This window comes from Nocardia implantans (assembly GCF_035544775.1).
GTDB lineage: Bacteria > Actinomycetota > Actinomycetes > Mycobacteriales > Mycobacteriaceae > Nocardia > Nocardia implantans.
Genome location: NZ_JAYKYQ010000001.1, coordinates 1 through 26,653, shown reverse-complemented (window position 1 = coordinate 26,653; position 26,653 = coordinate 1). Strand labels below are relative to the sequence as shown.

Below are 26,653 nucleotides of genomic sequence, written 5' to 3'. Positions count from 1 at the left end.
CCCGTCGTGGCGCTGAGCCCGTGGTGCGCTAGCCCGTGGTGCGCTGCAGGCCCGTGCGTGCGGCTGGTCGGCGTCGAGCCCGTCGTGGCGCTGAGCCCGTGGTGCGCTAGCCCGTGGTGCGCTGCAGGCCCGTGCGTGCGGCTGGTCGGCGTCGAGCCCGTCGCGCGCTGAGGCCGGTCGCGGCTAATCGATGTCGTCGTCGCGCAGCTCGTTGACGCGCAGCAGGCCGTCGCGGTGGCGCTGCTCGCGGTAGGCGGTGCGGCCGATCAGGTGGGCGATCACCGGGGCGGTGAGCAGGGTGAACAGCCCGACGAGCACCAGCGCCCAGACGTTGCCGTGCCCGCGCAGCTGGATCGCGGCGCCCGCCAGCACCAGGATCAGCCCGATGACCTGCGGCTTGGTGGCGGCGTGCATCCGGGTCAGGGTGTCGGGGAAGCGCGCGATCCCGATCGCGGCGGTGAGCGCCAGCGTCGAGCCGAAGAGGATCAGGACGCCCGCGAAGACGTGCCACAGATTCATGTGTCGTCTCGCACCCGGAATCGCGACACCGCGGCCGAGCCGAGGAACCCCACCAGCGCCAGCGCGACGATCGCGGGCACCACGGTGGTGTCGGCGCTGTAGGCGGCCCACACGGCCAGCCCGGAGGCGGCTATGGCCATCAACGAGTCGATGCCGACCACCCGGTCCAGCGTGCTCGGGCCCATGACTACGCGATATGTGGTGAGCAGTGCCGCCGCGGTCAGGATGACGGCAGCGATGACGGCGACGACGGTCACGATGTCACCTCCGGGGGTGAGGGCGGCCGGGAGTACGGCCACCCGGTCGGGCGTTCGAAGGCTTCGATCAGCAGGCGTTCCAGCCGCCGGGTGGTGCGGAAGAAGGCGGCCACCGCCGCGTCGCTGCCGACGTCGAGCACGTGCACGTAGACGACACAGCGCCTGCGGTCGATCTCCAGCACCATGGTGCCCGGGATCAGGTTGAGCAGGTCGGTCCACAGCACCAGCACCAGGTCCGAGCGCGTGGCGGAATACACGCGCAGCACCCCGGACACCGGTGGCGGCGCGGGGCGGATCGCCAACCAGGCGACCTGCAGACTCGACTCCAGCGCGTAATACGCGCTCGCCAGGATCAATTCGGGCAGGGGAAGCGGGTTCAGCCGGCCGGACACCGGCACGCGGGGCAACGGCAGCGCGACCATGATCAGCGCGGCGACCGCCAGTCCACCCAGCACATTCGCCGTGCTCAGATCGCCCCACAAAGCCACCCAGACCACCGTGAGCCACATGAGGATGCCGATGCGGACCGTCAGATCGCGCTTGCGGCTCCGCCCGGTCTGCTCGATGCTCATCGCGGGCCTCCGTGCGGATCACCGAGCACCGCGCCGATGTACACGCCGGGATCGCGCAGGTCCGCCGCGGCCCGGTCGGCGATCGTGAGGATCGGCCCGGCCAGCACCGTCAGGCCCAACCCCACCGCCAGCAGCGCCGCCGTGGACAGCACCATCAGCGGCGGCATCCGGCCGGGATCGGTGCGCTCGTCGTAGTGCACGTCGGTCGCTTCCTCGATCAGCGTGGGCGGCTTGGCGGCGGTGAGATGGCCCTCCGGCGCGTCCTCGCGAGGCCGCCAGAAGGCTTTGCTCCACACCCTGGCCATGGCGTAGAGGGTGAGCAGGCTGGTGAGCACGGCGCCGCCGACCAGCACCCAGGCCAGCACGCTGCCGCTCTCCGCGCCCGCCCGCAACAGCGTGACCTTGCCGATGAACCCGGAGAACGGCGGTATTCCGCCCAGGTTCAGCGCTGGGATGAGGAACAGCACGGCAAGCAGTGGGCTGGCCGCGGCGAGCCCGCCCAGTCTGCGCAGCGAGGTCGATCCGGCCTGTCGCTCGATCAGACCGGCCACCAGGAACAGGGTGGTCTGCACCAGAATGTGGTGCGCCACGTAGAACACCGCGCCCGACAGCCCGGCCGCGTTGGCCAGGCCGACGCCGAACACCATGTATCCGATGTGACTGACCAGCGTGAACGACAGCAGACGGCGGATGTCGCTCTGCGCGATGGCGCCGAGGATGCCGACGAGCATGGTGAGCAGGCCGCACACCAGCAGCACCGAGTCGAAGCCGCCGTCGGGGAACAGCAGCGAATGGGTCCGGATGATCGCGTACACACCGACCTTGGTGAGCAGACCGGCGAACACGGCCGTGACCGGCGCCGGAGCGGTCGGATAGGAGTCGGGCAGCCAGTTCGACAGGGGGAAGACGGCCGCCTTGATGCCGAACGCCACCAGCAGCACGCCGAAGATCGCCGTGCGGGTGCCGTCGGGCACGGCGCCGAACCGGACCGCGAGCTGGGCGAGGTTCAGGGTTCCGGTGGCGGCGTAGGTGAGTCCGATGCCGGTGAGGAAGATCAGCGACGAGACCATGGAGACCATCACATAGGCCACGCCCGCGCGGATGCGTTCGGTGGTCGCGCCGACGGTGAGCAGCACGAAGGACGCCGCCAGCAGGATTTCGAAGCCGACGAAGAGGTTGAACAGGTCTCCGGCCAGGAACGCGGCCGAGACGCCGGCGCTGAGCACCAGATACGTGGGCCGGTAGATCGAGGTCGGCTGCCGCTCGTCGCCGTCGCGGATGTTCTGGCCCGCGCCGTAGAGGTTGACCGACAGCAGCACGATGGACGAGACGAGCAGCATCGCCGCCGACAGCCGGTCCACCACCAGTGTGATGCCGATCGGCGCCGCCCAGTCGCCCACCTGCACCGCCGTGGTGCCGTCCCGGTCGACCAGGAACAGCAGCAGCCCGCAGATCACCACGCCACCGGCGAGCGCACCGACGCTGACCGCGCGCTGGATGCGCGGCCTGCGGCCGAACACGAGCGTGGCCGCGGCGCCCAGCAGCGGGACGAGCACCGGTAGCGGAGCGAGGATCGGCAGCAGGCCGGGGGAGAGGGTCACGTCTCCGGGTCCTCTCCGGCGCGCCGCCGGGCGACATCGACGTCTTCCTGATCGTTGGCGACGTCGTCGCTGGTGGTGAGCGTGTAGGCGCGGTAGGCGAGGGCGAGCACGAACGCCGCGATGCCCATGGTGATCACGATGGCGGTGAGCACCATCGCCTGGGCGAGCGGGTCGGCCATCTCCTCGGTGTCGGCCGAGCCGTGGATGGGCGGTTTGCCGTTGCCGCCGCCCGCGGTGATGATCAGCAGGTTCACCGCGTTGCCGAAGAGGATCAGCCCGAGCAGCATCTTCGACACGGCGCGTTCCAGGATGAGATACACCCCGCACGCGACCAGGATGCCGATCACCACCAGCAGGGTCAGATTCGCGGTCACGTCCGGGGACCTCCGTTCGCCGCGGGGGGCTCGGCGTCGGCGAGTTCGCTGTCCAGCCGCGCGCCGAGACTGCGCAGCACGTCCAGCACCAGGCCGACCACGATGAGGTAGACGCCGAGATCGAACAGCAGCGCGGTGACCACCTTGACGTGGCCGATCACCGGCAGCGAGACGTCGATGATCGCCGAGGACAGCGGCGGCGCGCCGAGCAGCAGCGACGACACCGCGGTGCCGGCGGCCAGGGTGAGGCCCGCGCCGAGGACATGGCCCGCGTCCACGGGCAGCGCCTCGCCCAATTCGTAGCGTCCGCCCGCGAGATACCGCAGCGTGAGCGCCAGCCCCGCCGTGAGCCCGCCCGCGAACCCGCCGCCGGGAGCGTTGTGGCCGGAGAAGAAGAAGTAGACCGACAGCACCATGATGGTCGGGAACACCAGCCGCGTGGTGATCTGCAGGACCATCGACCGTTCGGCCCGGCCGATCAATCTGCCCGCGGGCAGCCAGCTCACCAGTTCCGGATCGTAGTCGGGGGAGTCCGTCGCACGCGGCGCGCTGCCGAAACGCCTGCTGCGGAATACCAATGAGGCGACCCCGGTGGCCGCGACGACGAGCACCGAGATCTCGCCGAGGGTGTCCCAGGCCCGCAGGTCGACGAGCAGGACGTTGACGGCGTTCTTCCCGCCGCCGAACGCGTAGGCGGCGTCGGGTATCCGGGGCCAGATGGGTTCGGCGGTGCGGGCCGCGACGGCGAACCCGGCCAGGACCGCGACCACCGTCCCGGTTCCGGCGGCCAGCATCGCCCTGCGCACCTTGAATGCGGCGGTTCGGCTCGCCTCGATCCGCGCGGGAAAAGCGCGCAGGACCAGCACGAAGATCACCAAGGTCAGCGTTTCCACGAGGAACTGGGTCAGCGCGAGGTCGGGGGCGCCGTGCAGCGCGAAGATCACGCCGCTGCCGTATCCGGTCACGCCGACGACCAGCACGCTCGCCAGCCGGTTGCGCAGCACCGTCGCGGCGAGCGCGGTCACCGCCATGACCGCGCCGACGGCCGCTTGCAGCGGCGAATCCCACAGGCGCAGCGTGACACCCGTGCGGGTGCCCACGGCGAGCAGGACCGTCGGCAGGACGATGAGCGTGACCAGGATCGCGGCCTGGCTCAACGGCAGTGAGCCGCGCTGCACCGCGCCGGTCATCCGCAGCGAGAGGGTGTCCATCGCGCGCAGCGTGGCGTCGTAGGCGCGGTCGGCGTTGCCGAGGCGCGGGTGCGCCGATTCGGCGAAGCGGTCGCGCAGCCGCCACAGCACCACACCCACCGCGACGATCAGCAGCGTCGACGCCAGCGCGGGGTCGAATCCGTGCCACAACGCCAGATGCGGAGGCGGCGGCCCGGCCAGTGTCTCGGCATAGGGGCGCAACCGTGCGTCGAGCCAGGCCAGGGCGAAGCCGGCCGCGAGGCTCGCGACGGCGAGGATCACCGGCGCCGCGAGGAACAGCGCACCCGGCGGGTGCCAGCGCAAGCGACGCTCGGCTTCCGGCTGGTCCTCGGCGACGGGTACCTCGCTGGGATGGTGGGCGACGGGCGTCGCGCCGGCAGTGGGTTCCGGCGCGCCGCGCTTGTCCGCGAAAGCGCCCCAGACGAACCGGACGCTGTAGCCGACGGTCAGCATCGATCCCAGTACCACCCCGGCGAATACCACGCCCCGCACGGGCGCGGCCAGCACGTCCGAGTCCAGGACGGCGTTCAGCGCGCTCTCTTTTCCGGCGAAGCCGATCAGCGGCGGTATGCCCGCCATGCTGAGCGCGGCGAGCGCCGCGGTGGCGCACAGCACCGGAGCCCGGCGGCCCAGCCCGGACAGCCGGCGCAGATCCCGCGTCCCCGCACCGTGATCGATGATGCCGACCACCAGGAACAGGCAGGCCTTGAACAGCGCGTGCGCGATGATCATCGTCACTCCGGCCAGCGCGGCGGCGGGCGTGCCGAGGCCGACCAGCACGATCAGGAATCCCAGCTGGCTCACCGTGCCGAAGGCGAGCACCAGTTTCAGATCCACCACTTGGAGCGAGCGCAGCCCGGCCAGCAGCATCGAGGCCAGGCCTAGAGTGAGCACCAGCGGATGCCACACCGGATTCTGCGCGAACGCCGGTGCGAGCCGCGCGATCAGATACACCCCGGCCTTCACCATCGCCGCGGCATGCAGGTACGCGCTCACCGGCGTCGGCGCCGCCATCGCGCCGGGCAGCCAGAAATGCAACGGCACCACGGCGGATTTGGTCAGCGCGCCCACCAGAATCAGGGCCACCGCGACATTCACCGCCGTCCCGCTCGGGGCGGGTGCGCCGAGCAGATCCGACAGCAGATAGCTGCCGTTCGCGGCGCCGAGCACGACGATGCCCGCCAGCATCGTCAACCCGCCCGCGCCGGTCACCAGCAGCGCCTGGATCGCCGCCCTCCGGCTGGCCGCCTGCTCGGCGTTGTGCCCGATCAGCAGGAACGACAGCACCGTCGTCGCCTCCCAGAACACATAGAGCAGCAGCATGTTGTCGCTGGTCACCAGTCCGAACATGGCTCCGGCGAACGCGACCAGCTCGGCGGCGAACACCCCGAGGCGCGGCTCGTCGTCCTCGAAGTACCGGGCGCAGTAGACCAGCACCAGCGCCCCGATGCCGAGGACCAGCGCGCACAGCACCGCCGCGAGCGTGTCGAAGCCCAGATCGATGTTCAGGCCGATGCTAGGCGCCCAGGTGAGCCGAACTCGCTGCGGCTCGGACCAATTCGCGAGCACCCAGACGAAGCCGCCGAGCGGGACCACCGCGAGCAGGTAGAAAGCGTTGCGCCCCAGTGCCCGCACCCACAGCGGAGCCGCCAGGGCGGCTGCCGCATGCACGAGCAGGATTGCGAGCAAACTTCACTCCGTCGGGTAGGGGCGGCGGGGTGTCCGGCACAAGCCTACGGAAGGCGTGCTTTTTCCGGGGAAAGGGTGAGTATGGTGTACGCCATCCGCCCGAACCGAAGCTATATGTCCGCTAATGACTCGCTCTCCGGTTGCCCATTCGTTTGGGACTTGCTGCGCGGCCGCAGTCTGCGCAGCATGACGAGCCCGACGGCGCTGCCGATGACGATGGCCAGCGCGGTGCGGCCCGGAGCCGCGTCGTGTACCGCCACGTCCTCGCGCCAGTCCTTGACCCGGTCCGGCATCACCGAGACCGCCGAAGGCAGATAGAGCGCGCTGATCGCGAGCACGCCGCTGGGCGCGTAGTGCGGCCGGGCCGTGCCGCAGCAGTAACCGGCGGTCAGCGCGATGACTCCGCTGATCACCGCGAAGGCGACGGTGCCGGCGGACGTCGAGGTGATCAGGGCGAAGACCGTGATGCCCGTCAGCAGGAGGATGGCGAGGGCGGTCGACGGCATCCTGACGCCGACGACGAGTCCGGCCGCGGTCAACGCGATGAGCACCGCGGAGGTCCAGCCGGGCCGCACCGCGTACCCCACGGCGTCGACCGCGGCGGTCAGGCTCACGGCCAGATACACGCCGGTGCCGTCGCGGCCGGGCAGCAGCATGGCGGCCGCCGTCGCGCTGACGATCGTCGCCGCGACGACGATCGCGATCTCCACCGCGTGACCTTCCGCCGGCAGTTTGCTGTACTGGCGGCCCAGCCATTCGGTGCCCGCCAGCACCACCAGCGCGAGCACCATGGCGGCGAGGATCGGCGTCACCGGCAGGGCGATCGCCATGCGCGGCGTCTTCGCCTCCTCGGTGCGCTTCCAGTTGTGCAAGGTGCTGATCACCAGCAGGGCGAGCGCCACGCCGATCATCCAGCGCGTGGGGGTCTCCAGGACCGCGTACGGGTCGGCGTTGATGTTCAGCACGCCCGCGAGATCGCCGAAGCCGAAGAAGCCGACGCCGCCCACCGCGAACGCCGCGGCGGGCAGCGGCCTGCGCAGCACCACGGCGCCGAGGCCGCCGAGCAGCACCGCCGCGCAGATCGAGTCGATGTAGTTCTGCGTGGTCAGTATCTCGGCGGTGGCCACCCGGTGTCCGGCGAAGTGGTTGATCAGCTGCGCCAGCGCGGCGGTGGTCGCCGTCGCCCACCCGGTCAGCGGCCGCGATGTGGTGGCGACCAGCACGGCGACCGCCACGGCGACGATCACGCCCAGCGCCGCGCTGCGCGGCACGCTGTTGAGCAGCCCGGCGATCCGGTACGAGGCGGACTGGCCGGAGGGGCTGACGGTGACCGGCAGGAACAGCGTGACGCCCGCGACCGCGGCTCCCGTGAAGGCCGTGGTCGCGTCGACAATGTCGCCGACCCTGCGCACGGTTGTCGAACATACCCGTGGTGATCACGTGATCTTGTGATTGCCGACGATTCGCCCGTAAATGTCTCCGATGGGAAAAATGCGGGAAGCGACGATTTGCCGGTGATTGTCCAATGGGGGTGGTTGGTGACCTAGCCGCGGCTGTCCGCGTACCGGCGCAGCGTGTCTATCTGCGACGGGTCCAGCGAGGGCCGCACCACCGCCTTGGCCGCGAGCACGTCCGCGGCGGTCACGTCGGCCGCGTGCACGTCCCTGCGCATGGCCGCGAGCGCGGATTCACGCAACAGCGCGGCGCAGTCGGCGGCGGAGTAGCCCTCCAGTTCCTCCGCGAGCGCGTCGAGGTCGACGTCGGCGGCCAAGGGCACCGCGCGGCCCGCCGTGCGCAGGATCTCCCTGCGCGCGTCGGCGTCCGGCGGCGGCACGAACACCAGCCGCTCCAGCCTGCCAGGACGCAGCAGCGCCGGATCGATCAGCTCAGGCCGGTTGGTCGCGCCGAGCACCACCACGTCGCGCAGCGGCTCCACGCCGTCGAGCTCGGTGAGCAGCGCCGCGACCACCCGATCGCCGACGCCCGCGTCGGCGCTCTGCCCGCGGCGCGGGGCAAGCGCGTCCAGCTCGTCCAGGAAGATCAGCGATGGCGCGGAATCGCGGGCGCGCTGGAACAGCTCGCGCACCGCGCGCTCTGACGAGCCGACCCACCGGTCCAGCAGTTCGGCGCCTTTGACCGCGTGCACGCTGAGCTGACCGGTACCGGCCAGCGCCCGCACCAGGAAGGTCTTGCCGCAGCCCGGCGGGCCGTAGAGCAGCACACCGCGCGGCGGCTCGATGCCGAGCCGGGCGAAGGAATCCGGATGCTTCAGCGGCCACAGCACCGCCTCGGTCAGCGCCTGCTTGGTTTCGGCCATGTCGCCGACGTCGTCGAGGCTCAGGCTGCCGATGGCGAGTTCCTCCATGCCCGAGCGCGACAGCGGCCGGATGACCTCGAGCGCGCCGAGCAGGTCGGGCTGGGTGAGTTGCGGCTCGCCGTGCTCCCTGGCCCGCGAGGCCGCGCGCAGGGCCGCCTCCCGGCACAGCGCCGCCAGATCGGACACCACGAAGCCGGGCGTGCGCTCGGCGATCTCGTCGAGCCGCAACTCGGCGGTCGGCACCCGGCGCAGCAGATACTCGAGCAGCGCCTTGCGCACGGCGGTGGTCGGCAGCGGCAGCGCGAGTTCGCGGTCGCACAGATCGGGGGCGCGCAAGCGCTGGTCGATGCCGGCCGGGTGCGACGTGGTCGCCAGGAAGGCCACGGACGGTCCGGCGATCGCGGCGCGCAGCTGGTCGAGGATGAGCGTGGCGACCGGCTCCGGGTCGGCGGGCAGCAGGGCGTCGATGTCGGTGATCAGCAGGATGCCGCCCTTGCCGCAGCCGATATCGGCCACCGCCTCGGCGACCTCGCGCAGCCGCGCTCCGCTCTCGGCGGCGCCCACGCTGGGGCCGTCGAGCTCCACCACGCGCCGCGATCCAGCGACCGCGCGGGCCAGCGTGGCTTTGCCGACACCGGCCGGACCGGTGATCAGCACGCCGAGATGTGGGCGCGCGCCCAGCGTGCGCAGCAACTCGGGTTCGTCCAACGCGAGGCTGAGCCACTCCTGGAGTTTCGCGGCCTGGCCGCGCGCGCCCGCGAGCTCTTCGACCGAGATGCTCGGCAGGTCGGCGGCCGAGATCCTGGCCATCGCGGCGCCGTTGGTGGCCGCGGCCGTGTCCATGGCGGCGGCTTCGGTGGCGCCCCACGACGCCGTGCCCACCGGTATCGGGGTGCCCGCCCCGGCCAGATCGGCGGCGTCCCGCGCGGCGACCGCACCGGCCCCCCAGGACACCGCGGTATTCGGCTGCACGCTCACCGGCCCGCGCGGGTCGGTGCCGGTGACGGTGAGCAACTCCGTGGTCCAGGCGATGCCGAAGGTGCGCGACAGCGCCTGGGTGGCTGCCGTGGAGCTGATGTCGGGGCCCAGGTCGCGCGGCAGCAGGGAGACCGCGTCGCCGACGGTGACGACCTTGCCCAGCAGCGCCTGGCGCAGGGTCGCGGCCGGAATGGTGCGGGTGGCGTGCACCGAACCGCTCACCGTGATCTGTTTCGCGCCGTAGACGGTCGCGGGGGAGACCACCACCGTCGCATCCTCGCGCAGCCCCGCGTTGGACAGCGTGACGTCGTCGAGCAGGGCCACCCCGGCGGGCGTGCCCTGGCGGGCGATGCCGACCACCGCGGCTGTGCGCCGCGAGCCGACCAGCATGATCCCGTCCCATTCCCGCAGCCCCAGCGCGGTGAGCGCCTCCGGGTGCAGGCGGACCACCCCGCGCCGGGCATCGGCGGCCGACGAATTCAGGCGGGCGGTGAGTGCCAGTTCTGCCACTGTGCCATTCTGCCGCGCGGCCGGTGATCGGTCACGGCCCGCGAGCTGATCTGCGGCTACTTCTCGACGATTCCGGCGGCGACCGCGACCGAGGTGCCGGCCACGCTCGGCGCCAGGCACACCAGCTTGGCGGTGCCGAGCGCGACATTCGGGCTGCCGTCGAACGGGCCGCCCGGGTTCTCCGCGAGGATCTGCTCGATCAGCGCTTTCTCCGCGTCGGTGTCGAGCTTGCGGAACTCACCGCAGGTGGTGCTCGACGCCGGACCGAGCGCGGGATCGCGCTGCTTCGTCGTGGTGGTGGTGTCCGTATCCGCCGGGGCGGTCGATGTCGCGGTGCCGGAAGCGGTCGTCGTACGGGCGGCCGAGGCTGCCGCCGTCGCGCTCACCGAGCCCTTGCGCAATCCGTTCGCGTCGGTGGACTCGTCCCCTCCGCCGCAGCCTGCCAGCAGGAAACCCACCGTCCCGGCGATCAGGACGATGGCGGAAGTTCGTTTCATACCGTGCTTTCCCGGGTGGATCGTTGCGCCGGAGGCCCCGGCGTTCGCAGCAGCGTACCGGTTGCGGCGCGGTCAGTGGATGTGTGCCTGCCAATCCGCTGGCACCCGTCCGCGCGGGCCCGGCGCGCCCTGATCGGCGGGATGACTGTGCGGCGGCGCCAATTCCGGTCCGCCGCTGAACATCTCTTCGGTCTCGAAGTTGTAGTACCAGTCCTCGCCCGGCTCGAAGCTCTGGATGAACGGGTGCCCGGTGCTCTTGGCGTGCGCGGTGGCGTGCTGGGCGGGTGAGGTGTCACAGCAGCCGACATGCCCGCACTGGGCACAGCGGCGCAGATGCACCCACCAGCCGGAGACCTGCTCGCACTCCAGGCACCCCGGACCGCTCGGTGGTGCGGCCGGGTCGATGCCCGCGATCTGCTCGGTCATGCCTGTCCTTCCTGGTCGGTCGTGGCGACGACTTCCGCTTCGGGGCGGCGCAGCGGCAGCCAGACGGTGAACCTGGTGTCGCCGGGCTCGGAGTCCACCCTGATGTCGCCGTTGTGTTTCTTGACCACGATGCGGAACGAGATATCAAGCCCCAGGCCGGTGCCCTCACCCATCGGCTTGGTGGTGAAGAACGGTTCGAAGATCCGGCCGCGGGCCTCCGGCGGTATCCCCGATCCGGTATCGCCGATCTCCACCACAGCGCAATCGTTCTCGTGCCTGGTGCGAATGGTCAGCGTGCCCTCGCCGTTCATCGCGTACACGGCGTTGTCGATGAGATTGGTCCAGACCTGATTGAGTTCCGCCGCGTAGCACGGCACTTGCGGCAGCGTCCGGTCGTATTCCTTGACCACGTGCACGCCGTCGCCGATCTTGCGGCTGAGCATCACCAAGGTGCTGTCGAGCAGTTCGTGGATGTCGACCACCTGGAACGGCGCCCGGTCCATCTGCGAATACTGCTTCGCGGCGCCGACCAGCGCGGAGATGCGCGTGGTCGAGTCGGCGATCTCGTTCATCAGCAGCTCGGTCTCGATGGTGTAGTTCAGCCAGCGGACGGCCCCTTGGAACACCTGCTCCGGCGCGCCGTCCAGGGTGGCGGCCACCCGCTCCAGCCAGTCGGTGTCGAACCCGGCCTGCACGAAGTTCGGCGCGAGATTCCAGCCGTCGGCGATCCCGTGCTCCTCGAGCCATTCGCCGAGCACGTCCTCGCGGTCGGCGGCCTCCAGCGGCGTCAGCTCCGGAGCCTTCGCGACCTGGGCGGCGGCCTCCTCCTGCAGGCGCACCAACGCGCCGAGGGACGACGGATCGAATTTGCCCTCCGCCATCATGGCCAGCTTGTGCCGCATGCCCGCGACTCGCTCGCGCAGGCCCGCCGTGGCGCGCACCGCGGCGGCGGCCGGGTTGTTCAGCTCATGGGTGAGGCCCGCCGACAGCGAACCGAGCGCGAGCAGCCGTTCCCGCTCACCGATGCGCGCGTTGGTGTTGCGGTTGCCGAAGAACACCCCTTCGAGCAGGTGCACGGCCATCGGGAACCACTCGTGCATCATCCTGGCGAAGATGTCGGCGTCCAGCACGAAGAACCGCGAAGGCCGCGTCACCTGCATCGTCCCGCTGTAGGTCTGATCGACCTTGTCGCCGATGTAGGACATCCAGGCGCCCGCGTAGGCGCCGTGATGCTCGGTGCGGACCAGTTCGATCTCCGCGCCGCCGGACTGCTTGGAGAGCACCAGCTCGCCGTCCATCAGCACGTAGAAACACGTGGCCGGGTCGCCTTCGCGGAAGACCACCCCCGGCTCGATCGTCTCCACCCGGCCGTCGGCGCACAGCCAGGCCAACTGCTCGTCGTTCAGCTTCTCGAACAGGAACAGGGTGCGCAGCTCGGCGGGATCGCACACCGACCGGCTGCTGCGATCCGCGGTCTGGTTCGAAGTCATCTGCGGGCCTCCTGGTTACGCGAGATAGCGGTGCACGAGCATGACGGCCATGGCGCCCTCGCCCACGGCGGAGGCGACGCGCTTGGCCGACTCGGCGTGCACGTCGCCCGCCACGAACACGCCGGGCACGCTGGTCTCGAGATGATGCGGCGGCCGCGACAGCTCCCAGCCCGCCGGACGCGCGCCGTCGACCATCAGGTCGGGACCGGCGAGCACGTAACCGGCGTCGTCGCGGCTGACGACGCCGTCGAGCCAATCGGTCTGCGGCGCGGCCCCGATGAACAGGAACAGCCGCTCCGCGTCGGCCTTCTCCTCGGCGCCGGTGCGGTTGTCGCGCAGCACGATCTGTTGCAGATGATCGTCGCCGTCGGCGGAGATCACCTCCGTGTTGGTGTGCACCTCGATGTTCGCGATCTGCCCGATCTGCTGGATGAGGTAATGCGACATGGACTGTTCCAGCGAATCCGCCCGCACCACCAGATGCACGGTGCGCGCGTTGCGGGACAGGAACACCGCGGCCTGGCCCGCGGAATTCGCGCCGCCGACGATGTAGACGTCGTGGTCGGCGCACTCGGACGCCTCGGTCATGGCCGATCCGTAGTAGACGCCGCGCCCGGTGAAGTCGTCGACGCCGGGCGCCGGGTGACGGCGGTAGTCGACGCCGGTCGCGATGATGACGGTGTGCGCGCACAGCCTGCCGCCGTCGGCGAACCGCACGGTGCGCGCCGAGCCGTTCACCTCCAGCCCCACCACTTCGCGCGTGGTGATCACTTCCGCGCCGAATTTCGCCGCCTGCCGCCGGGCCCGGTCGGCCAGCTGCGCACCCGACAAACCGTCGGGGAAGCCGAGATAGTTCTCGATGCGCGAACTCTGCCCGGCCTGGCCGCCGGTGGCGGTGCGCTCCACGAGCACGGTGCGCAGACCCTCGGACGCGCCGTAGACCGCCGCGCCCAGACCGGCGGGACCGCCGCCGACGACGATCAGGTCGTAGAACTCGCCCGCCGGGTCGACGGTCAGGCCGACGTGCTGGGCCAGTTCGTTGTCGGTTGGCTGCACCAGCGCCTCGCCCGCGGACGTGATCACCACCGGACAGCGCTCGGGGTCGGCGCCCGCCGCCTCCAGCAGGCGCGCGCCCTCGGGCTCGTCGGCCAGGTACCACCGGTAGGGCAGCTGGTTGCGGGCCAGGAATTCCCGCACCTGCGACGACCGCGGCGACCAGCGATTGCCGACCACCTTGGTCTCGGTGACGGGCCGGTGCTCGCTGCCGCGCCAGGCGTCGAGCAGCCCGTCGAGCACGGGATAGAGCTTCTCCTCCGGCGGGTCCCACGGTTTGAGCAAATAGTGGTCGAGGTCGACGACGTTGATCGCGTCGATCGCGGCGTTGGTGTCGGCGTAGGCGGTCAACAGCACGCGGCGCGCGTACGGGTGCAGGTCCATCGCCTGCTCCAAGAACTCGATGCCGTCCATGCCAGGCATCCGATAGTCGGCGATCAACACGGCGACCGGCTGCCCGCGCAACTTCATCTCACGCAGCGCCTCGAGCGCCTGCGGCCCCGATTCCGCGCGCAGAATCCGGTAATCGGCGCCGTAACGGCGGCGCAGGTCGCGGACGACCGCACGGGAAACGCCCGGGTCGTCGTCGACGCTCAGGATGGCCGGTTTCGTAGCAGCGGGTGAAGTCACCTGACGAGTATGGAGCCTCGCGGCGCGGTCTGTCGTGGGCGTTCGCCCAGGGCTCAGAGCCGATGATGCAAGACGAGATCGAGTTCACGGGGAGTCAGCAGCCGCTCCAGGCGCTCCTCCTGCACGGCCCCGCGAACGCTCTGTGGCGGAAATACCGACGCGCCGTGCGCTTTTCGCCCGTCCTCCGGCTCGATGGCGGGGAGCAGCGGAACCGGGTTCGCCGGTCGACGATGGAGCAGGGAGCGCAGTTTCACGGCCGATCACCTCACGTTGGTACGCCGAAATGTTGGAGGCGGTGTCTGTGCTTCATGTATCTGTTATTGTGCGCCGAGCATTACACCGGGGGGTGCGCGAGTGGCGAAAACGTGACGCAACTGTCGGGCGCTTAAAATGTCAGCGACTCGTTCCACCGCGTTCGGACGGACGCCCGTCGGTCCGTCGCTGATATCCCGGAGGCAGCGTTGCCGAAGAATCTCGAAGCCAGTATCGACATCTCCGCGCCCCCGGAGCGCGTGTGGGCGGTGGTCTCCGATCTGAAGCGGATGCCGGAGTTCAGCCCGCAGTGCGTGCGGATGGTGGCGCTCGGCTCGTTCAAAGCGGGCACCTGGACGATCAACTTCAATCGCGAGGGCAAGAAGTTCTGGCCGACCACCGCCCGCATCGTGCGAGTCGAGCCGAACCAGGCGTTCGCCTTCCGGGTCAACGAGAACCGGACGGTGTGGAGCTACACCCTCGAGCCCACCGAGTCCGGCACGCGGCTGATCGAGCGGCGCGACGTGCCCAACGGCACCACCTGGCTCTCTCGCAGGGCGATCGATGCCGCGCTCGGCGGCGAGGCCCCGTTCGAGGAACTGCTGGTGCGCGGCATGAACGAAACGCTGGGCAAGATCAAGACGGCGGTCGAAGCCGGCGCCTGAGCGCGGGTCGCCGCGGCGGGTCCACGAGAGGTCGTGGCCCGGCCGCGGCGAGCGTCACTTCCAGTTCGGCAGGTTCACGACCTGAGCCGCGTAGGACAGGCCCGCGCCGAACGCGATCAGCAGCGCCGTGTCGCCCGGCTTGGACTCGCCCTTGCGCAGCAGCGCCTCCATGGCCAGCGGGATCGAGGCGGCCGAGGTGTTGCCCGCCTCCTCGATGTCGTTGGCGAGCGCGCAGTGCTCAGGCAGCTTCAGCACTCGGGCCATGATCTCGATGATCCGGCCGTTGGCCTGGTGCGGGATCATCGCGTCCAGGTCCTCGGGGGACAGTCCGGCGCGGTCGATGGCGTCGCGGCACACCTTCTCCAGCGAGTGCGCGGCCCACCGGAACACCGCGGTGCCCTCCATCGCCAGGTAGGGCCGCACCGCGTCCAAGCCCTTCTCATCGATCTCGTGGAAGAACTCCATCCAGTCCTTGTCCTGCCGGATGGCGTGGTGCTGGGTGCCGTCGGAGCCCCACACGGTGGGGCCGATGCCCGGCTCGTCGGAGGGGCCGACGATCACCGCGCCCGCGCCGTCGGCGAACAGGAAGGCGGTGGAACGGTCCTTCGGGTTGACCGTGTTCGTCAGTTTTTCCACGCCGATCACCAGCACGTGCGCTGCGGTGCCTGCCCGGACCAGGTCCGACGCCAGCGCGATCGAGTGGCAGAATCCGGCGCAACCGGCGGAGACGTCGAAGGCGGCCGCGCCGTTCATGCCCAGTTCGGTGGCGATGCGCGGGGCGGCGGCCGGGGTCAGCAACAGGTGGGTGGATGTAGCAACTATCACGCAATCGACTTGGTCGACCGCGATGCCGGAGGATTCCAGCGCGCCGCGCGCGGCGGCGACGCTCATGCTCTGGATCGTCTCCGATTCGTCGGCGAACCGCCGGGTCCTGATTCCCGACCTGGTCCTGATCCACTCGTCACTGGAGTTGATCGGACCGGCCACCTCGTCGTTGGTGACCACGCGAGCAGGGCGGTAAACGCCGAGCCCGAGGATCGCCGTGTGCTCAGCGCCGGTGGTCTGGGCGATTCGAGCAGCCATCTGCGTCTCCTATGTACCTGCGGCGGCGCCGCCGGGGGTGCCCCGAAGCATCGAAATCGGTCCCTCATCAGCCACTGCCCATTGGCGAATAGACATGAGGCTTCCTCATATTAGCTTGAAAGTCGCTCATCTGCCGCGCGTATTCCGACAATCCGTGGGTATCTCGACTCAGCGACGCCACTGCTGCACGAAGGCGTGGCCCAACTGAATGCGAGGACACCATGCTCGGTCTCGGGATTATCGGATGGATCATCATCGGCGGTCTTGCCGGATGGATCGCGAGCAAGATCATGAAGACGGACGCCCAACAGGGCATCCTGCTCAATATCGTCGTCGGCGTGATCGGCGGCCTGCTCGGTGGGTTCCTGTTGAAGCTGCTGGGAGTCGACGTCGAGGGCGGCGGCCTGTGGTTCAGCTTCTTCACCTGCCTGGGTGGCGCGGTGATCCTGCTGTTCCTGGTTCGACTGGTCACGGGCGCCCGAGTCAGGTCCTGACACCGCGTGCCACAGGCTCCTTTCCCGTAAGGTGTGAACGCTTGCGCCCGGCCTATCGTTGAGAGGGCGCAAACCGTCTGCATCGAGCACGAAAGAGGAGCCTGTGGCCCGCCGTCCCACCCCGCCCGGCACGCCTGAACGCACCGGAGTCGGCCACGTCGCCGACCTGGTCCGCAACGCGATCCCTCCGTTGCATCCCGCCGGGCTTCCGTTCGTCGCCGCACCCCTCGCGGTCGCCGTAGTCGGCGGCAAGCGCAAATGGGTGCGGCGCACCGGACTGTTCGCCGCGGCAGCCTGCGCGACCTTCTTCCGTCATCCGCATCGCGTGCCGCCGAATCGTCCTGGTGTCGTGGTCGCCCCCGCCGACGGCGAGATCGCCTTGGTCGACACCGCCGCTCCGCCCGCGGAACTCGGTCTCGGCGACGCGCCGCTGCCTCGGGTCAGCATCTTCCTGTCCGTGCTCGACGTGCACGTGCAGCGCACACCGGTCTCCGCCGTCGTGCGCTCGGTGCTGCACCAGCCCGGTCAGTTCCGCTCCGCCGACCTGCCCGAGGCGAGTTCGGTGAACGAGCGCAACAGCATGGTGCTGGAGACGCCGGAGGGCGACCAGCTCGTGGTGGTGCAGATCGCCGGGCTGCTCGCGCGCCGCATCGTCTGCGACGCCCAGGTCGGCGACGTGCTGACCATCGCGGACACCTACGGCCTGATCCGCTTCGGTTCGCGGGTCGACACCTACTTCCCTCCGGGCACCGAACTGCTCGTGCAGCCCGGCCAGCGCACCATCGGCGGTGAGACCGTGCTCGCCGTGCTCGGCACATCCGCCGACGCGTGATGGAAGCGGCGGTATCCACGCAGCGGCGCAGGCGGCGCAGCGTCCGCCTGCTGCCGAGCATCGTCACCATCCTGGCGCTGTGCGCCGGGCTGTCGGCGGTGAAGTTCGGCCTCGACGGCAAACTCGGTATCGCGCTGGCCATGATCGGCGCGGCGGCGGTGCTGGACACCCTGGACGGCAGGCTGGCCAGGATGCTGGACGCGACCACGAAGATGGGCGCCGAGCTGGACTCGCTGTCGGACGCCATCTCCTTCGGCGTCGCTCCCGCGCTCGTGCTGTACGTGACCCTGCTCAGCAGCAACAGCGTCGGCTGGATCGTCGCGCTGCTGTTCGCGGTCAGCATCGTGCTGCGCCTGGCCCGGTTCAACACCCTGATGGACGACGACACCCGGCCGGACTGGGCGCGTGAGTACTTCGTCGGTGTGCCCGCCCCCGCGGGCGCGCTCATCGCGGTCGTGCCGGTGGCGCTGTACGTGCAGTTCGGCGACGGCTGGTGGGTCGGCTTCTACGAAGTGGCCGCGTGGACGGTGTTCGCGGCCGCGCTGTGCGTCAGCACCATCCCGACGCTGGCCATGAAATCGGTGTCGGTGGCGCCGCAGGCCGCGGCCGGGCTGCTGGTGCTGGTCGCGCTCGCCGCGGCCGCGCTGGTCACGTATCCGATCGTGCTGCTGCTGGTGCTGGTCGCGTTGTATCTGGGCCACATCCCGTTCGCCTGGCATTCCCAGCGCTGGGTGGCCGCGCGGCCGGAAACCTGGACGCACAAACCGGCCGAGCGGCGCGCCCAACGACGCGCGGACCGGCGGCTGCCCGCCATCCGCCGCCCCGCCATCCCGCGCCCGGCGATCCGCGGTTCCGCGCGGCTGCGGCTGCGCCGACCTGGGGCGAAGCAACGCCAGAACGGGAATCGCCCGCCGGGCGCCGAGTTCTAGCGGCGGCGGCGAGCCCCGGCTCGGCTTCCTTGCCCTGTCGCCGGGGCGGCGCACCGGCACTCTCACCCGCTCCGCGCGGAGCGGTACGGTCGTATCCGTCGGCCGGGGTGGAGGAGGGTGTCAGATGGAGCCGTCCGCGTTGCGGGAGTTCGAGGGGCATCGCCCGCGATTGTTCGCGCTCGCCTATCGGATGCTCGGCTCGGCTGGTGAAGCCGAGGACGCGGTGCAGGAGACCTATCTGCGCTGGGACGGCGCCGATCGTCGCGATATCCGTTCCGCCGAGGCGTGGCTGACCACCGCGCTGGTGAATCTCTGCCGCGGCTGGCTGGTTTCGGCGCGTGCCCGGCGGGAGAGCTACGTCGGCCCGTGGCTGCCCGAGCCGGTGCCGACCGCGCGCGGCGAACTCGGCCCGCTGGAGACCGTCGAGGAGCGCGAACAGGTCTCCCTCGCGCTGCTGACCGCGCTGGAGCGGCTGACCCCGATCGAGCGCGCCGTGTTCGTGCTGCGCGAAGCCTTCGGCTACGCGCACCGCGAGATCGCCGACATGCTCGACATCACCGAGACGAACTCGCAGCAGATCTTCCGCCGGGCCGGCCTGCGCGTGCGCGAGGACCGCACCCGCTTCGGCGCCACGCCCGAGCACGCCCGCGAGCTGGTCGAACGATTCCTGAAGGCGGCGCGCGATGGCGACGTGGCGGCGCTGGAGCGGATGCTCGCCGCCGACGTCAGCGCGACGGCCGACGGCGGCGGCAAGGTCACCGCGGCGCGCCGCCCGATCCACGGCGCGAATCAGGTGGCGCGGTACCTCGCGGGCCTGCTGCGCTGGGAGGTGCCGGGCATGCGGCTTGTGGTGGAGGAGATCAACGGCGCGCCCGCCGCGGTCGCACGGGTGGATGGCGCGCCGCTGGTGGTCGTCGGGATGGACGTGGTCGACGGCGTGGTCACCGCGCTGCGGTTGATCGTGAACCCCGACAAGCTGGCCTATCTCGCCGGCGCGAGCGGCGCGGAGGGCGCGGTGGGCACCTTGCCGGACCGCGTCCAGCCTCCGCTGTGACACGCTTCACGGTGCCGATCTGTCAGGAATCGGGGGCCTGTCCGGTCTGAGGGTTGATGGCCGATCGAAAGGAGCCTCGACATGACCGGACAGCATCGGATCGTCGTTCTCGGCGCGGGATACGCGGGACTGGCGGCGGCCCGCAGGCTCGCTCGCACGGCGCGTGACGCGCGGATCACCGTGGTGGACGCGCACGCCTCGTTCGTCGAGCGGGTGCGACTGCATCAGCAGGCGGCCGGGCAGCGGATCGCGGCATGGGATCTGCGGGAAACCCTGGAGAACAAGGGCATCGGCTTCGTGCGCGCCATGGCGACGGAGATCGATACGGGCGCGCGGCGGGTGGTGCTCGACGCGGCGCCCGCGCTCGAGTACGACACCTTGATCTACGCGCTGGGCAGCGTCGCCGATCGGGAGAGCGTGCCCGGCGTCGCCGAACACGCCTACTCGGTCGCCACCCGAGAAGACGTGCGCGGCCTGGCCTTCGCGGGCGGGCCGGTGGCGATCGTCGGCGCCGGGGCGACCGGCATCGAGCTGGCGGCGGAACTGGCCGAATCGCATCCGGACTCCGGGGTGCTGCTGCTCGGGTCGGAGGAGCCGGGCGCGTGGCTGTCGGCGCGGGCGCAGGCGCACATCAGGCGGACGCTGCAGCGTCTCGGGGTCGAGATCCGCTCCGGCGCCAAGGTGATCGAAGTGACGCCCGAGGGGCCGCGCTCGGCCGACGGCACTCTGGTCGAGGCCGCGGCGACGGTGTGGACCACGGGCTTCCGCGTGCCCCACCTCGCCGCCCGCTCCGGGCTGGCGGTGGATCCCGACGGCCGCGTGCTGACCGACGCCACCTTGCGTTCGGTGTCGCACCCGGAGATCTTCGCCGCGGGCGACGCCGCCGTGGTCGCGGGGCCGGGCGGGCGCGAGCTGCGCATGGCCTGTGCCACCGCGCTGCCGACCGGCAAGCACGCTGCGGACGCCGCCGTCGCCAGGATGCGCGGTCGCGAGCCGGGTGAGCTGCGGTTCCGCTATGTGCTCCAATGCATCAGCCTGGGCCGCAACGACGGGGTCGTCCAAGCCGTGCACGCCGACGACGCACCGGCTCGGACGGTGCTGACCGGGCGCACGGCCGCGTGGGTGAAGGAGCGCATCGTGCGCGGCGCGGCCTGGGCGGCGCGCCCCTGAATCGAATCGTCAACCAACGGTTGACGCACCGTTTTCGTCAACCTATGGTTGACGCATGACTTCCCAATTCCGCCTCGACGACCTGATCGAAGGCATCAAGAAGGCCCGGCCCGACAACGTGCTCGAGCAACTGTCCGACGCCGTCGTCGCGGCCAACCACCTCGGCGAAGTGGCCGATCACCTGATCGGCCACTTCGTGGACCAGGCCCGCCGCTCCGGCGCCTCCTGGACCGACATCGGCGCCAGCATGGGCGTCACCAAACAGGCCGCGCAGAAGCGGTTCGTGCCCAAAGTGCCCGAGCCGGACGCGGCGGCCGCCATGGACCCGAACGCGGGCTTCGCCCGTTTCACCCCGCGGGCGCGCGCGGTCGTGATGGCGGCGCAGGAGGCCGCGCGCACCGCAGGCAACCGGGAGATCGCCGTCGGGCACGTGGTGCTGGGGCTGCTCACCGAACCGCAAGGTCTCGCGGTGCAGGAACTGCTCAACCAAGGCGTTTCCGTCGACGTCATCTCCGCCGCCGCCACCGCGTCGCTGCCGCCGAGCGAGGGGGATGTCCCCGCGCTGGTGCCGTTCGGCGCGGAGGCCAAGAAGGTTTTGGAGCTCACCTTCCGCGAGGCGCTTCGGCTGGGACACAACTACATCGGCACCGAGCACATCCTGCTGGCGCTGCTGGAACAGGAGAACGGCGCCGGTCTGCTCAGCGATCTCGGCGTCGACAAGGCCAGTGCCGAAACGCATCTGGGCGAACTGCTCGCGTCCATCACGCCCGAGAAGTCCTGATACCCGTGGGCGACGGGAAGCTCCGTGCGCGGACCGCGCTCGCCATCGCCGCGCCGTTGCTGGTGATCGGCGCGGCCCGGCGAGCGAACGCCGCGCACGGCATCCGCAACGTCGTCAACGGGGTGCGTGGCGCCCACCCGCGCGGGCGCGCCATCGCCGGGCGCGGCGCGCCCGCATCCGTGGGCCACGCCGGGCCGCTCCGGTCGCACACCGTGCGGCCCGAGCGGCCTGATCACGCTCGTCCGGCCAGTCCTCCGCCCCATCGGGGCCAGCGGGCCTGCGGCTTCGGTTCGGGAACCAACGGCTCGCGGTGGATGTCGGTGACGTACAGGGGTAGTCGCGGTTCCAGCTCGGCCAGCAGTGCCAGGGCGCGTCCGCCCTGCGCCGCGCGGTACTCCCGCATGGTCAACCCGACGATCTGCAAGAACAGCACGCGGCCGTGCGGGCTGTCGATGACGCCGAGTTCCGGGTCGGCCGTGAAGCAGACCGCCTGATTGGTGCAGTCGGCGTGGTCCGCCGCGATCGGTCCGTTCGTCTTGATGGTGTGGCCCGGTTCGAACCACTTGCCGGACTGGAAGACATAGCGAGCGAGGTTCTGCATGAAGTTCGCGGGCCACACGGGCGGTTCGGTGTCCTCGGGCCTGCGCGTCAGGCGGAAAGTGAACTCGAAGCCCCAGCCGGACTCCGCCGGGTTGTCCCACTCCTTCTCGTACAACTCGGTCATCCCGTAGCTGATGTAGTGCCAGTGCGGCACCGAGTCGGTGCGGGAGTAGGCGCTGATCCCGTCGAGAGGGTCGGACCCGCCCAGCGACCACGGATGGTCGGAGGCCCAGTGAAAGGGTTCGATGTCGCCGTACAGCGGCCGCAACGCATCGTCGATGGCATCCCAGCCGGGTTTCTCACTCACGCAGTCACCATAGGCAGGGGTGTGTCCGGCCCTGTCCGGGGCTCTGACGCCGCTACGGTCAGGCGTCCGGCACGTTGCGGGCGAGCTCGTCCAGCCAGGCCGCCGCGGACGCGTCGCTCGGCGCGCGCCAGTCGCCGCGCGGCGAGAGCGAACCGCCGGAGCCGACCTTCGGCGCGTTCGGCAGCGTCGAGCGCTTGAACTGGCTGGTCTGCACGAACCGGCGCAGGAACTCGCCCAGCCAGTGCTTGATCGTGGCGAGGTCGTAGGCGTTGCGCTGGTCGGCGGGGACCAGATCGGGCCAGCGGCCGGTGGCGGGATCGGACCAGGCGTGCCTGGCCAGGTAGGCGATGCGGCTGGGCAGGTAGCCGAAGCGCAACAGGTAATAGAGGTGGAAGTCCTGCAATTCGTACGGGCCGACCGTGGCCTCGGAACTCTGGGCGGGCGCGGAGGAGTCCGCGTTCGGGATCAGTTCGGGCGAGATCTCGGTGCGCAGGATCGACGACAGCGCCTCGTTCGCCTCCGCGCCGAACTGCTCGGTGTCCACCGCCCAGGCGATCAGGTACTTGATCAGCGTCTTCGGCACCGACGCGTTCACGCTGTAGTGCGCCATGTGGTCGCCGACGCCGAACGTGCACCAGCCGAGCGCCAGCTCGCTGAGGTCGCCGGTGCCGACCACCAGCGCGCCGTGCATATTGGCCAGCCGGAACAGATGCGAGGTGCGCTCGCCCGCTTGCACGTTCTCGTAGGTGATGTCGTACACCGGCGCGCCGTCGGCGGCCGGATGGCCGAGGTCGCGCAGCATCTGCGTGGCCGAAGGGGTGATGTCGATCTCCCGGGCCGTGACGCCGAGGGCGGCCATCAAGCGGTGCGCGTCGGTTCTGGTCCTGGTGCTGGTCGCGAAGCCGGGCATGGTGTAGGCGAGCACGTTGGAGCGCGGCAGCCCGAGCCGGTCCATCGTCTTGACCGCCACGATCAGCGCCTGGGTGGAATCCAAGCCGCCGGACACCCCGATCACCACGCGCTGCGTGCCGGTGGCGCGCAATCGGGTGCTCAAGCCCTCCACCTGGATGTGGTGCACCTCGGCGCACCGCTCGTTGCGCAGCGCCGGGTCGGCGGGGACGTAGGGGAAGCGCTGGATCTCGCGCTCCAGCGCGACGGGGTGCTCGGGGACCGGCAGCCGCACGTCGATGTGCCGCATCGCGGCCAGCCGGTCGCGGTGGTCGTGCACGTTGTCGGCGAAGCTGGTGGTGCGCAGCCGGTCCGCGGCGAGGCGGCGCAGATCCAGGTCGGCGGTGACCAGCTGGGGATGATCGCCGAACCGCTCGCCCTCCGCGAGCAGGTCGCCGTTCTCGCAGATCAGCGCCTGCCCGTCCCAGGCGAGGTCGGTGGTCGACTCGCCGGTCCCCGCGGCGGAATACAGGTACGCCGCGAGATAGCGCGCCGAATGCGAGGTGCACAGCGACCGCCGGTAGTCCGCCTTGCCGATCACGATATTGCTCGCGGACAGGTTGATCAGCACGGTGGCACCGGCCAGCGCGGCGAACCCGCTCGGCGGCAGCGGAACCCAGCCGTCCTCGCAGATCTCCAGGTGGAAGACGAAGTCGTGCAGATTGCTCGCGCGAAACAGCAGATCGGATCCGAACGGCGCCCGGTGCCCCGCGACGACGACGTGGTCGTCCACCGTCTCGCGCGCCGCCGCGAACTGGCGCTTCTCGTAGAACTCCCGGTAGTTGGGCAGGTAGCTCTTCGGGGCGACCCCCAGCACGATGCCACGGCAGATCGCGATCGCGCAGTTGAACAACCGGTGGTGGGACCGCACCGGCGCGCCCACGATCAGCACCGTGTCGATGTCGGTGCTCGCCGCGACCAGCCTGGCCAGCGCCGCCTCCACCGCGGCGTCCAGCGCGTCCTGGTGGAACAGGTCGTCGGCGGTGTAGGAGGACAGACCCAGTTCGGGGAACACCGTCAGCACCGCCCCGGCCGCAGCGGCCTGCGTGGCCAGCTCCACGGTCTGCTCCACGTTGTAGGCGGGGTCGGCCACCCGGAGCCGGGGCACCGCGACCGCCACCCGGGCGAAGCCGTGCCGGTAGAGCGAATCGAACGGCAGGTCGTCCACCCGCGTCCCCTTCCGGGATGAGTTGATCATGGTTCACCCGGAATCTACGCCGTCACGGCCGCCTCGGTGCGGTTCCGAGACCATCGAACGCCAGGGAGAGGTGCGATGACCTGCGCTTATGTCGTTCCCGCCGGGCGGTGCGAATCGTCCGGCCGGAGAAGTGAACCGCCGACGGCTAAGCTATAGCAATGGCGGATGACACGGATTCCGACCTAATAGCGGGGGAACGGCGCGCAGATCTACTGCGCGCTCTTCCGTATGTGTCCACCGAGTCCCAGCCGGACGGCGGCACCGTGGTGAACGGCGATCTGCCGCCCGAGGTCGCCCCTCCGTTCATTCGCGCCATCATGCGGGTGGAGGCGGAGCTGCTGCTGCGCGACGCCGAGCTCGTCACCGAGGACGGCGAGCCGCGCACCCAGGAGGAACGCCGCAACGACGCGATCATCGCGCTGCTGTTCCGCTTCGACGACCGCCATTAGGACTCGCGGACCTTGCACTCGACACCCCTGAGTGCTAAAAATGCTTTTGGCACTCTCGACCTGTGAGTGCCAGGTCGGGACGGTGAGACCGGGTTCCGTAGACACCCTCGGTCGTCCGTCGCGGGCACCGAACCTGGCCAGCGTAACTGGGGCGACCCAACCAGCGGTCGTCCTGTGTGTCAGCCATACACATGGAGGATCTCAACAACGCCATGGCCAAGACAATTGCGTATGACGAAGAGGCCCGCCGCGGCCTCGAGCGGGGTCTGAACAGCCTCGCCGACGCGGTCAAGGTGACGCTGGGCCCCAAGGGTCGCAACGTTGTCCTGGAGAAGAAGTGGGGCGCCCCCACGATCACCAACGATGGTGTGTCCATCGCCAAGGAGATCGAGCTGGAGGACCCGTACGAGAAGATCGGCGCCGAGCTGGTCAAGGAAGTCGCCAAGAAGACCGACGACGTCGCGGGCGACGGCACCACCACGGCGACCGTGCTCGCCCAGGCGCTGGTGCGCGAGGGTCTGCGCAACGTCGCGGCCGGCGCGAACCCGCTCGGCCTGAAGCGCGGCATCGAGAAGGCCGTCGAGGCCGTCACCGCCAAGCTGCTCGCCACCGCCAAGGAGGTCGAGACCAAGGAGCAGATCGCCGCCACCGCCGGTATCTCGGCGGGCGACGCGTCCATCGGTGAGCTGATCGCCGAGGCCATGGACAAGGTCGGCAAGGAAGGCGTCATCACCGTCGAGGAGAGCAACACCTTCGGTCTCCAGCTGGAGCTCACCGAGGGCATGCGCTTCGACAAGGGCTACATCTCCGGTTACTTCGTCACCGACCCGGAGCGTCAGGAAGCGGTCCTCGAGGACCCGTACATCCTGCTGGTCGGCTCGAAGGTCTCCACCGTCAAGGACCTGCTGCCGCTGCTGGAGAAGGTCATCCAGGCCGGCAAGCCGCTGCTGATCATCGCCGAGGACGTCGAGGGCGAGGCCCTGTCCACCCTGGTGGTCAACAAGATCCGCGGCACCTTCAAGTCGGTCGCCGTGAAGGCCCCCGGCTTCGGTGACCGCCGCAAGGCGCAGCTGGCCGACATCGCCATCCTGACCGGTGGCGAGGTCATCAGCGAAGAGGTCGGCCTCTCGCTGGAGAACGCCGGCATCGAGCTGCTCGGCCAGGCGCGCAAGGTCGTCGTCACCAAGGACGAGACCACCATCGTCGAGGGCGCGGGCGACGCGGAGGCCATCAAGGGCCGGGTCGCGCAGATCCGTACCGAGATCGAGAACTCCGACTCGGACTACGACCGCGAGAAGCTGCAGGAGCGTCTGGCCAAGCTGGCCGGCGGTGTCGCGGTGATCAAGGCGGGCGCGGCCACCGAGGTGGAGCTCAAGGAGCGCAAGCACCGCATCGAGGACGCCGTGCGCAACGCGAAGGCGGCCGTCGAGGAGGGCATCGTCGCCGGTGGTGGCGTGGCCCTGCTGCAGTCGGCTCCGGCGCTGGACGAGCTGAAGCTCACCGGTGACGAGGCCACCGGCGCGAACATCGTGAAGGTCGCGCTGTCGGCTCCGTTGAAGCAGATCGCGTTCAACGCGGGCCTCGAGCCCGGCGTGGTCGCCGAGAAGGTCGCCAACCTGCCCGCGGGTCACGGCTTGAACGCCGACTCGGGCGAGTACGAGGACCTGCTGTCCGCCGGTGTCGCCGATCCGGTCAAGGTCACCCGTTCGGCGCTGCAGAACGCGGCCTCGATCGCGGCTCTGTTCCTGACCACGGAGGCCGTCGTCG

At 70.3% G+C, this 26,653-nt stretch carries 25 protein-coding genes; 9 read left to right on the top strand and 16 right to left on the bottom strand.

The window, feature by feature from the left end:
- Window positions 1-183: 183 nt before the first annotated feature.
- The 13 genes from mnhG to U3653_RS00065 all read right to left on the bottom strand — a co-directional run bounded on the left by mnhG (window position 184) and on the right by U3653_RS00065 (window position 14,378).
- Window positions 184-519 (bottom strand): monovalent cation/H(+) antiporter subunit G, encoded by a 336-nt coding sequence (gene mnhG / locus U3653_RS00125; RefSeq protein WP_195080756.1) that lies wholly within the window; start codon window positions 517-519, stop codon window positions 184-186.
- Window positions 516-776 (bottom strand): monovalent cation/H+ antiporter complex subunit F, encoded by a 261-nt coding sequence (locus tag U3653_RS00120; RefSeq protein WP_067797007.1) that lies wholly within the window; start codon window positions 774-776, stop codon window positions 516-518. Before U3653_RS00120 ends, mnhG begins: the two co-directional genes overlap by 4 nt.
- A complete protein-coding gene (locus U3653_RS00115) occupies window positions 773-1,348 on the bottom strand; it encodes a Na+/H+ antiporter subunit E (protein WP_195080755.1) in 576 nt (191 codons plus the stop codon). The genes U3653_RS00120 and U3653_RS00115 overlap by 4 nt, the downstream gene beginning before the upstream one ends.
- The gene (locus tag U3653_RS00110; RefSeq protein ID WP_195080754.1) at window positions 1,345-2,949 is read right to left on the bottom strand and encodes a Na+/H+ antiporter subunit D; all 1,605 of its coding nucleotides are present in this window, start codon (window positions 2,947-2,949) and stop codon (window positions 1,345-1,347) included. The genes U3653_RS00115 and U3653_RS00110 overlap by 4 nt, the downstream gene beginning before the upstream one ends.
- Complete coding sequence (locus U3653_RS00105; RefSeq protein ID WP_195080753.1) at window positions 2,946-3,323, bottom strand: Na(+)/H(+) antiporter subunit C; 378 nt, start codon at window positions 3,321-3,323, stop codon at window positions 2,946-2,948. Before U3653_RS00105 ends, U3653_RS00110 begins: the two co-directional genes overlap by 4 nt.
- Entirely contained in the window at window positions 3,320-6,223 is a 2,904-nt protein-coding gene (locus tag U3653_RS00100; RefSeq protein WP_195080752.1) for a Na+/H+ antiporter subunit A, read from the bottom strand. Before U3653_RS00100 ends, U3653_RS00105 begins: the two co-directional genes overlap by 4 nt.
- Window positions 6,224-6,333: 110 nt before the next feature.
- Window positions 6,334-7,635 (bottom strand): hypothetical protein, encoded by a 1,302-nt coding sequence (locus tag U3653_RS00095; protein WP_195080751.1) that lies wholly within the window; start codon window positions 7,633-7,635, stop codon window positions 6,334-6,336.
- Between the two features lie 131 nt (window positions 7,636-7,766).
- Window positions 7,767-10,028 carry an AAA family ATPase gene (locus U3653_RS00090; RefSeq protein ID WP_195080750.1) on the bottom strand — a complete coding sequence of 754 codons (2,262 nt, stop codon included), beginning with the start codon at window positions 10,026-10,028 and terminating at the stop codon, window positions 7,767-7,769.
- A gap of 56 nt (window positions 10,029-10,084) precedes the next feature.
- Entirely contained in the window at window positions 10,085-10,525 is a 441-nt protein-coding gene (locus tag U3653_RS00085; protein ID WP_195080749.1) for a hypothetical protein, read from the bottom strand.
- Window positions 10,526-10,597: 72 nt separating this feature from the next.
- A complete protein-coding gene (locus U3653_RS00080) occupies window positions 10,598-10,951 on the bottom strand; it encodes a UBP-type zinc finger domain-containing protein (RefSeq protein WP_195080748.1) in 354 nt (117 codons plus the stop codon).
- The gene (locus U3653_RS00075; protein WP_195080747.1) at window positions 10,948-12,441 is read right to left on the bottom strand and encodes an ATP-binding protein; all 1,494 of its coding nucleotides are present in this window, start codon (window positions 12,439-12,441) and stop codon (window positions 10,948-10,950) included. Before U3653_RS00075 ends, U3653_RS00080 begins: the two co-directional genes overlap by 4 nt.
- Before the next feature lie 15 nt (window positions 12,442-12,456).
- On the bottom strand, window positions 12,457-14,124 hold the full coding sequence (locus U3653_RS00070) for an NAD(P)/FAD-dependent oxidoreductase (RefSeq protein WP_195080746.1): 1,668 nt from the start codon (window positions 14,122-14,124) through the stop codon (window positions 12,457-12,459).
- A 53-nt stretch (window positions 14,125-14,177) separates the two neighbouring features.
- Window positions 14,178-14,378 carry a hypothetical protein gene (locus U3653_RS00065; RefSeq protein WP_195080745.1) on the bottom strand — a complete coding sequence of 67 codons (201 nt, stop codon included), beginning with the start codon at window positions 14,376-14,378 and terminating at the stop codon, window positions 14,178-14,180.
- Between the two features lie 207 nt (window positions 14,379-14,585).
- On the opposite strand from U3653_RS00065, the gene U3653_RS00060 reads away from it, so the two are divergent.
- Complete coding sequence (locus U3653_RS00060) at window positions 14,586-15,041, top strand: SRPBCC family protein (protein ID WP_195080744.1); 456 nt, start codon at window positions 14,586-14,588, stop codon at window positions 15,039-15,041.
- A 54-nt stretch (window positions 15,042-15,095) separates the two neighbouring features.
- On the opposite strand, the gene U3653_RS00055 is transcribed toward U3653_RS00060, so the two are convergent.
- Window positions 15,096-16,124: a beta-ketoacyl-ACP synthase III gene (locus U3653_RS00055; RefSeq protein WP_039802496.1), complete on the bottom strand. Its 1,029-nt coding sequence runs from the start codon at window positions 16,122-16,124 to the stop codon at window positions 15,096-15,098.
- 221 nt (window positions 16,125-16,345) lie between these two features.
- Between U3653_RS00055 and U3653_RS00050 the strand changes: the two genes are divergently transcribed.
- The 6 genes from U3653_RS00050 (at window position 16,346) to U3653_RS00025 (ending at window position 21,384) form a co-directional block, all read left to right on the top strand.
- Window positions 16,346-16,618 carry a GlsB/YeaQ/YmgE family stress response membrane protein gene (locus U3653_RS00050; protein WP_195080743.1) on the top strand — a complete coding sequence of 91 codons (273 nt, stop codon included), beginning with the start codon at window positions 16,346-16,348 and terminating at the stop codon, window positions 16,616-16,618.
- A gap of 103 nt (window positions 16,619-16,721) precedes the next feature.
- Window positions 16,722-17,450 carry a phosphatidylserine decarboxylase gene (locus tag U3653_RS00045; protein ID WP_195080742.1) on the top strand — a complete coding sequence of 243 codons (729 nt, stop codon included), beginning with the start codon at window positions 16,722-16,724 and terminating at the stop codon, window positions 17,448-17,450.
- The gene (locus U3653_RS00040) at window positions 17,450-18,379 is read left to right on the top strand and encodes a CDP-alcohol phosphatidyltransferase family protein (protein WP_195080741.1); all 930 of its coding nucleotides are present in this window, start codon (window positions 17,450-17,452) and stop codon (window positions 18,377-18,379) included. Before U3653_RS00045 ends, U3653_RS00040 begins: the two co-directional genes overlap by 1 nt.
- Window positions 18,380-18,503: 124 nt before the next feature.
- Entirely contained in the window at window positions 18,504-19,433 is a 930-nt protein-coding gene (locus tag U3653_RS00035; RefSeq protein WP_195080740.1) for an RNA polymerase sigma-70 factor, read from the top strand.
- Window positions 19,434-19,514: 81 nt separating this feature from the next.
- Window positions 19,515-20,603 carry an NAD(P)/FAD-dependent oxidoreductase gene (locus U3653_RS00030; protein WP_195080739.1) on the top strand — a complete coding sequence of 363 codons (1,089 nt, stop codon included), beginning with the start codon at window positions 19,515-19,517 and terminating at the stop codon, window positions 20,601-20,603.
- 55 nt (window positions 20,604-20,658) lie between these two features.
- The gene (locus U3653_RS00025) at window positions 20,659-21,384 is read left to right on the top strand and encodes a Clp protease N-terminal domain-containing protein (protein WP_195080738.1); all 726 of its coding nucleotides are present in this window, start codon (window positions 20,659-20,661) and stop codon (window positions 21,382-21,384) included.
- A gap of 232 nt (window positions 21,385-21,616) precedes the next feature.
- Here the strand turns inward: U3653_RS00025 and U3653_RS00020 are convergent, their stop codons facing one another.
- Window positions 21,617-22,291 carry a suppressor of fused domain protein gene (locus U3653_RS00020; protein WP_195080736.1) on the bottom strand — a complete coding sequence of 225 codons (675 nt, stop codon included), beginning with the start codon at window positions 22,289-22,291 and terminating at the stop codon, window positions 21,617-21,619.
- Window positions 22,292-22,349: 58 nt separating this feature from the next.
- Window positions 22,350-24,437: an NAD(+) synthase gene (locus U3653_RS00015; protein WP_195080735.1), complete on the bottom strand. Its 2,088-nt coding sequence runs from the start codon at window positions 24,435-24,437 to the stop codon at window positions 22,350-22,352.
- Between the two features lie 230 nt (window positions 24,438-24,667).
- Between U3653_RS00015 and U3653_RS00010 the strand changes: the two genes are divergently transcribed.
- On the top strand, window positions 24,668-24,886 hold the full coding sequence (locus U3653_RS00010; protein WP_244891767.1) for a hypothetical protein: 219 nt from the start codon (window positions 24,668-24,670) through the stop codon (window positions 24,884-24,886).
- Window positions 24,887-25,098: 212 nt separating this feature from the next.
- Window positions 25,099-26,653: chaperonin GroEL (gene groL / locus U3653_RS00005; RefSeq protein ID WP_324722325.1), on the top strand; the 1,555-nt coding region annotated here is incomplete at its 3' end.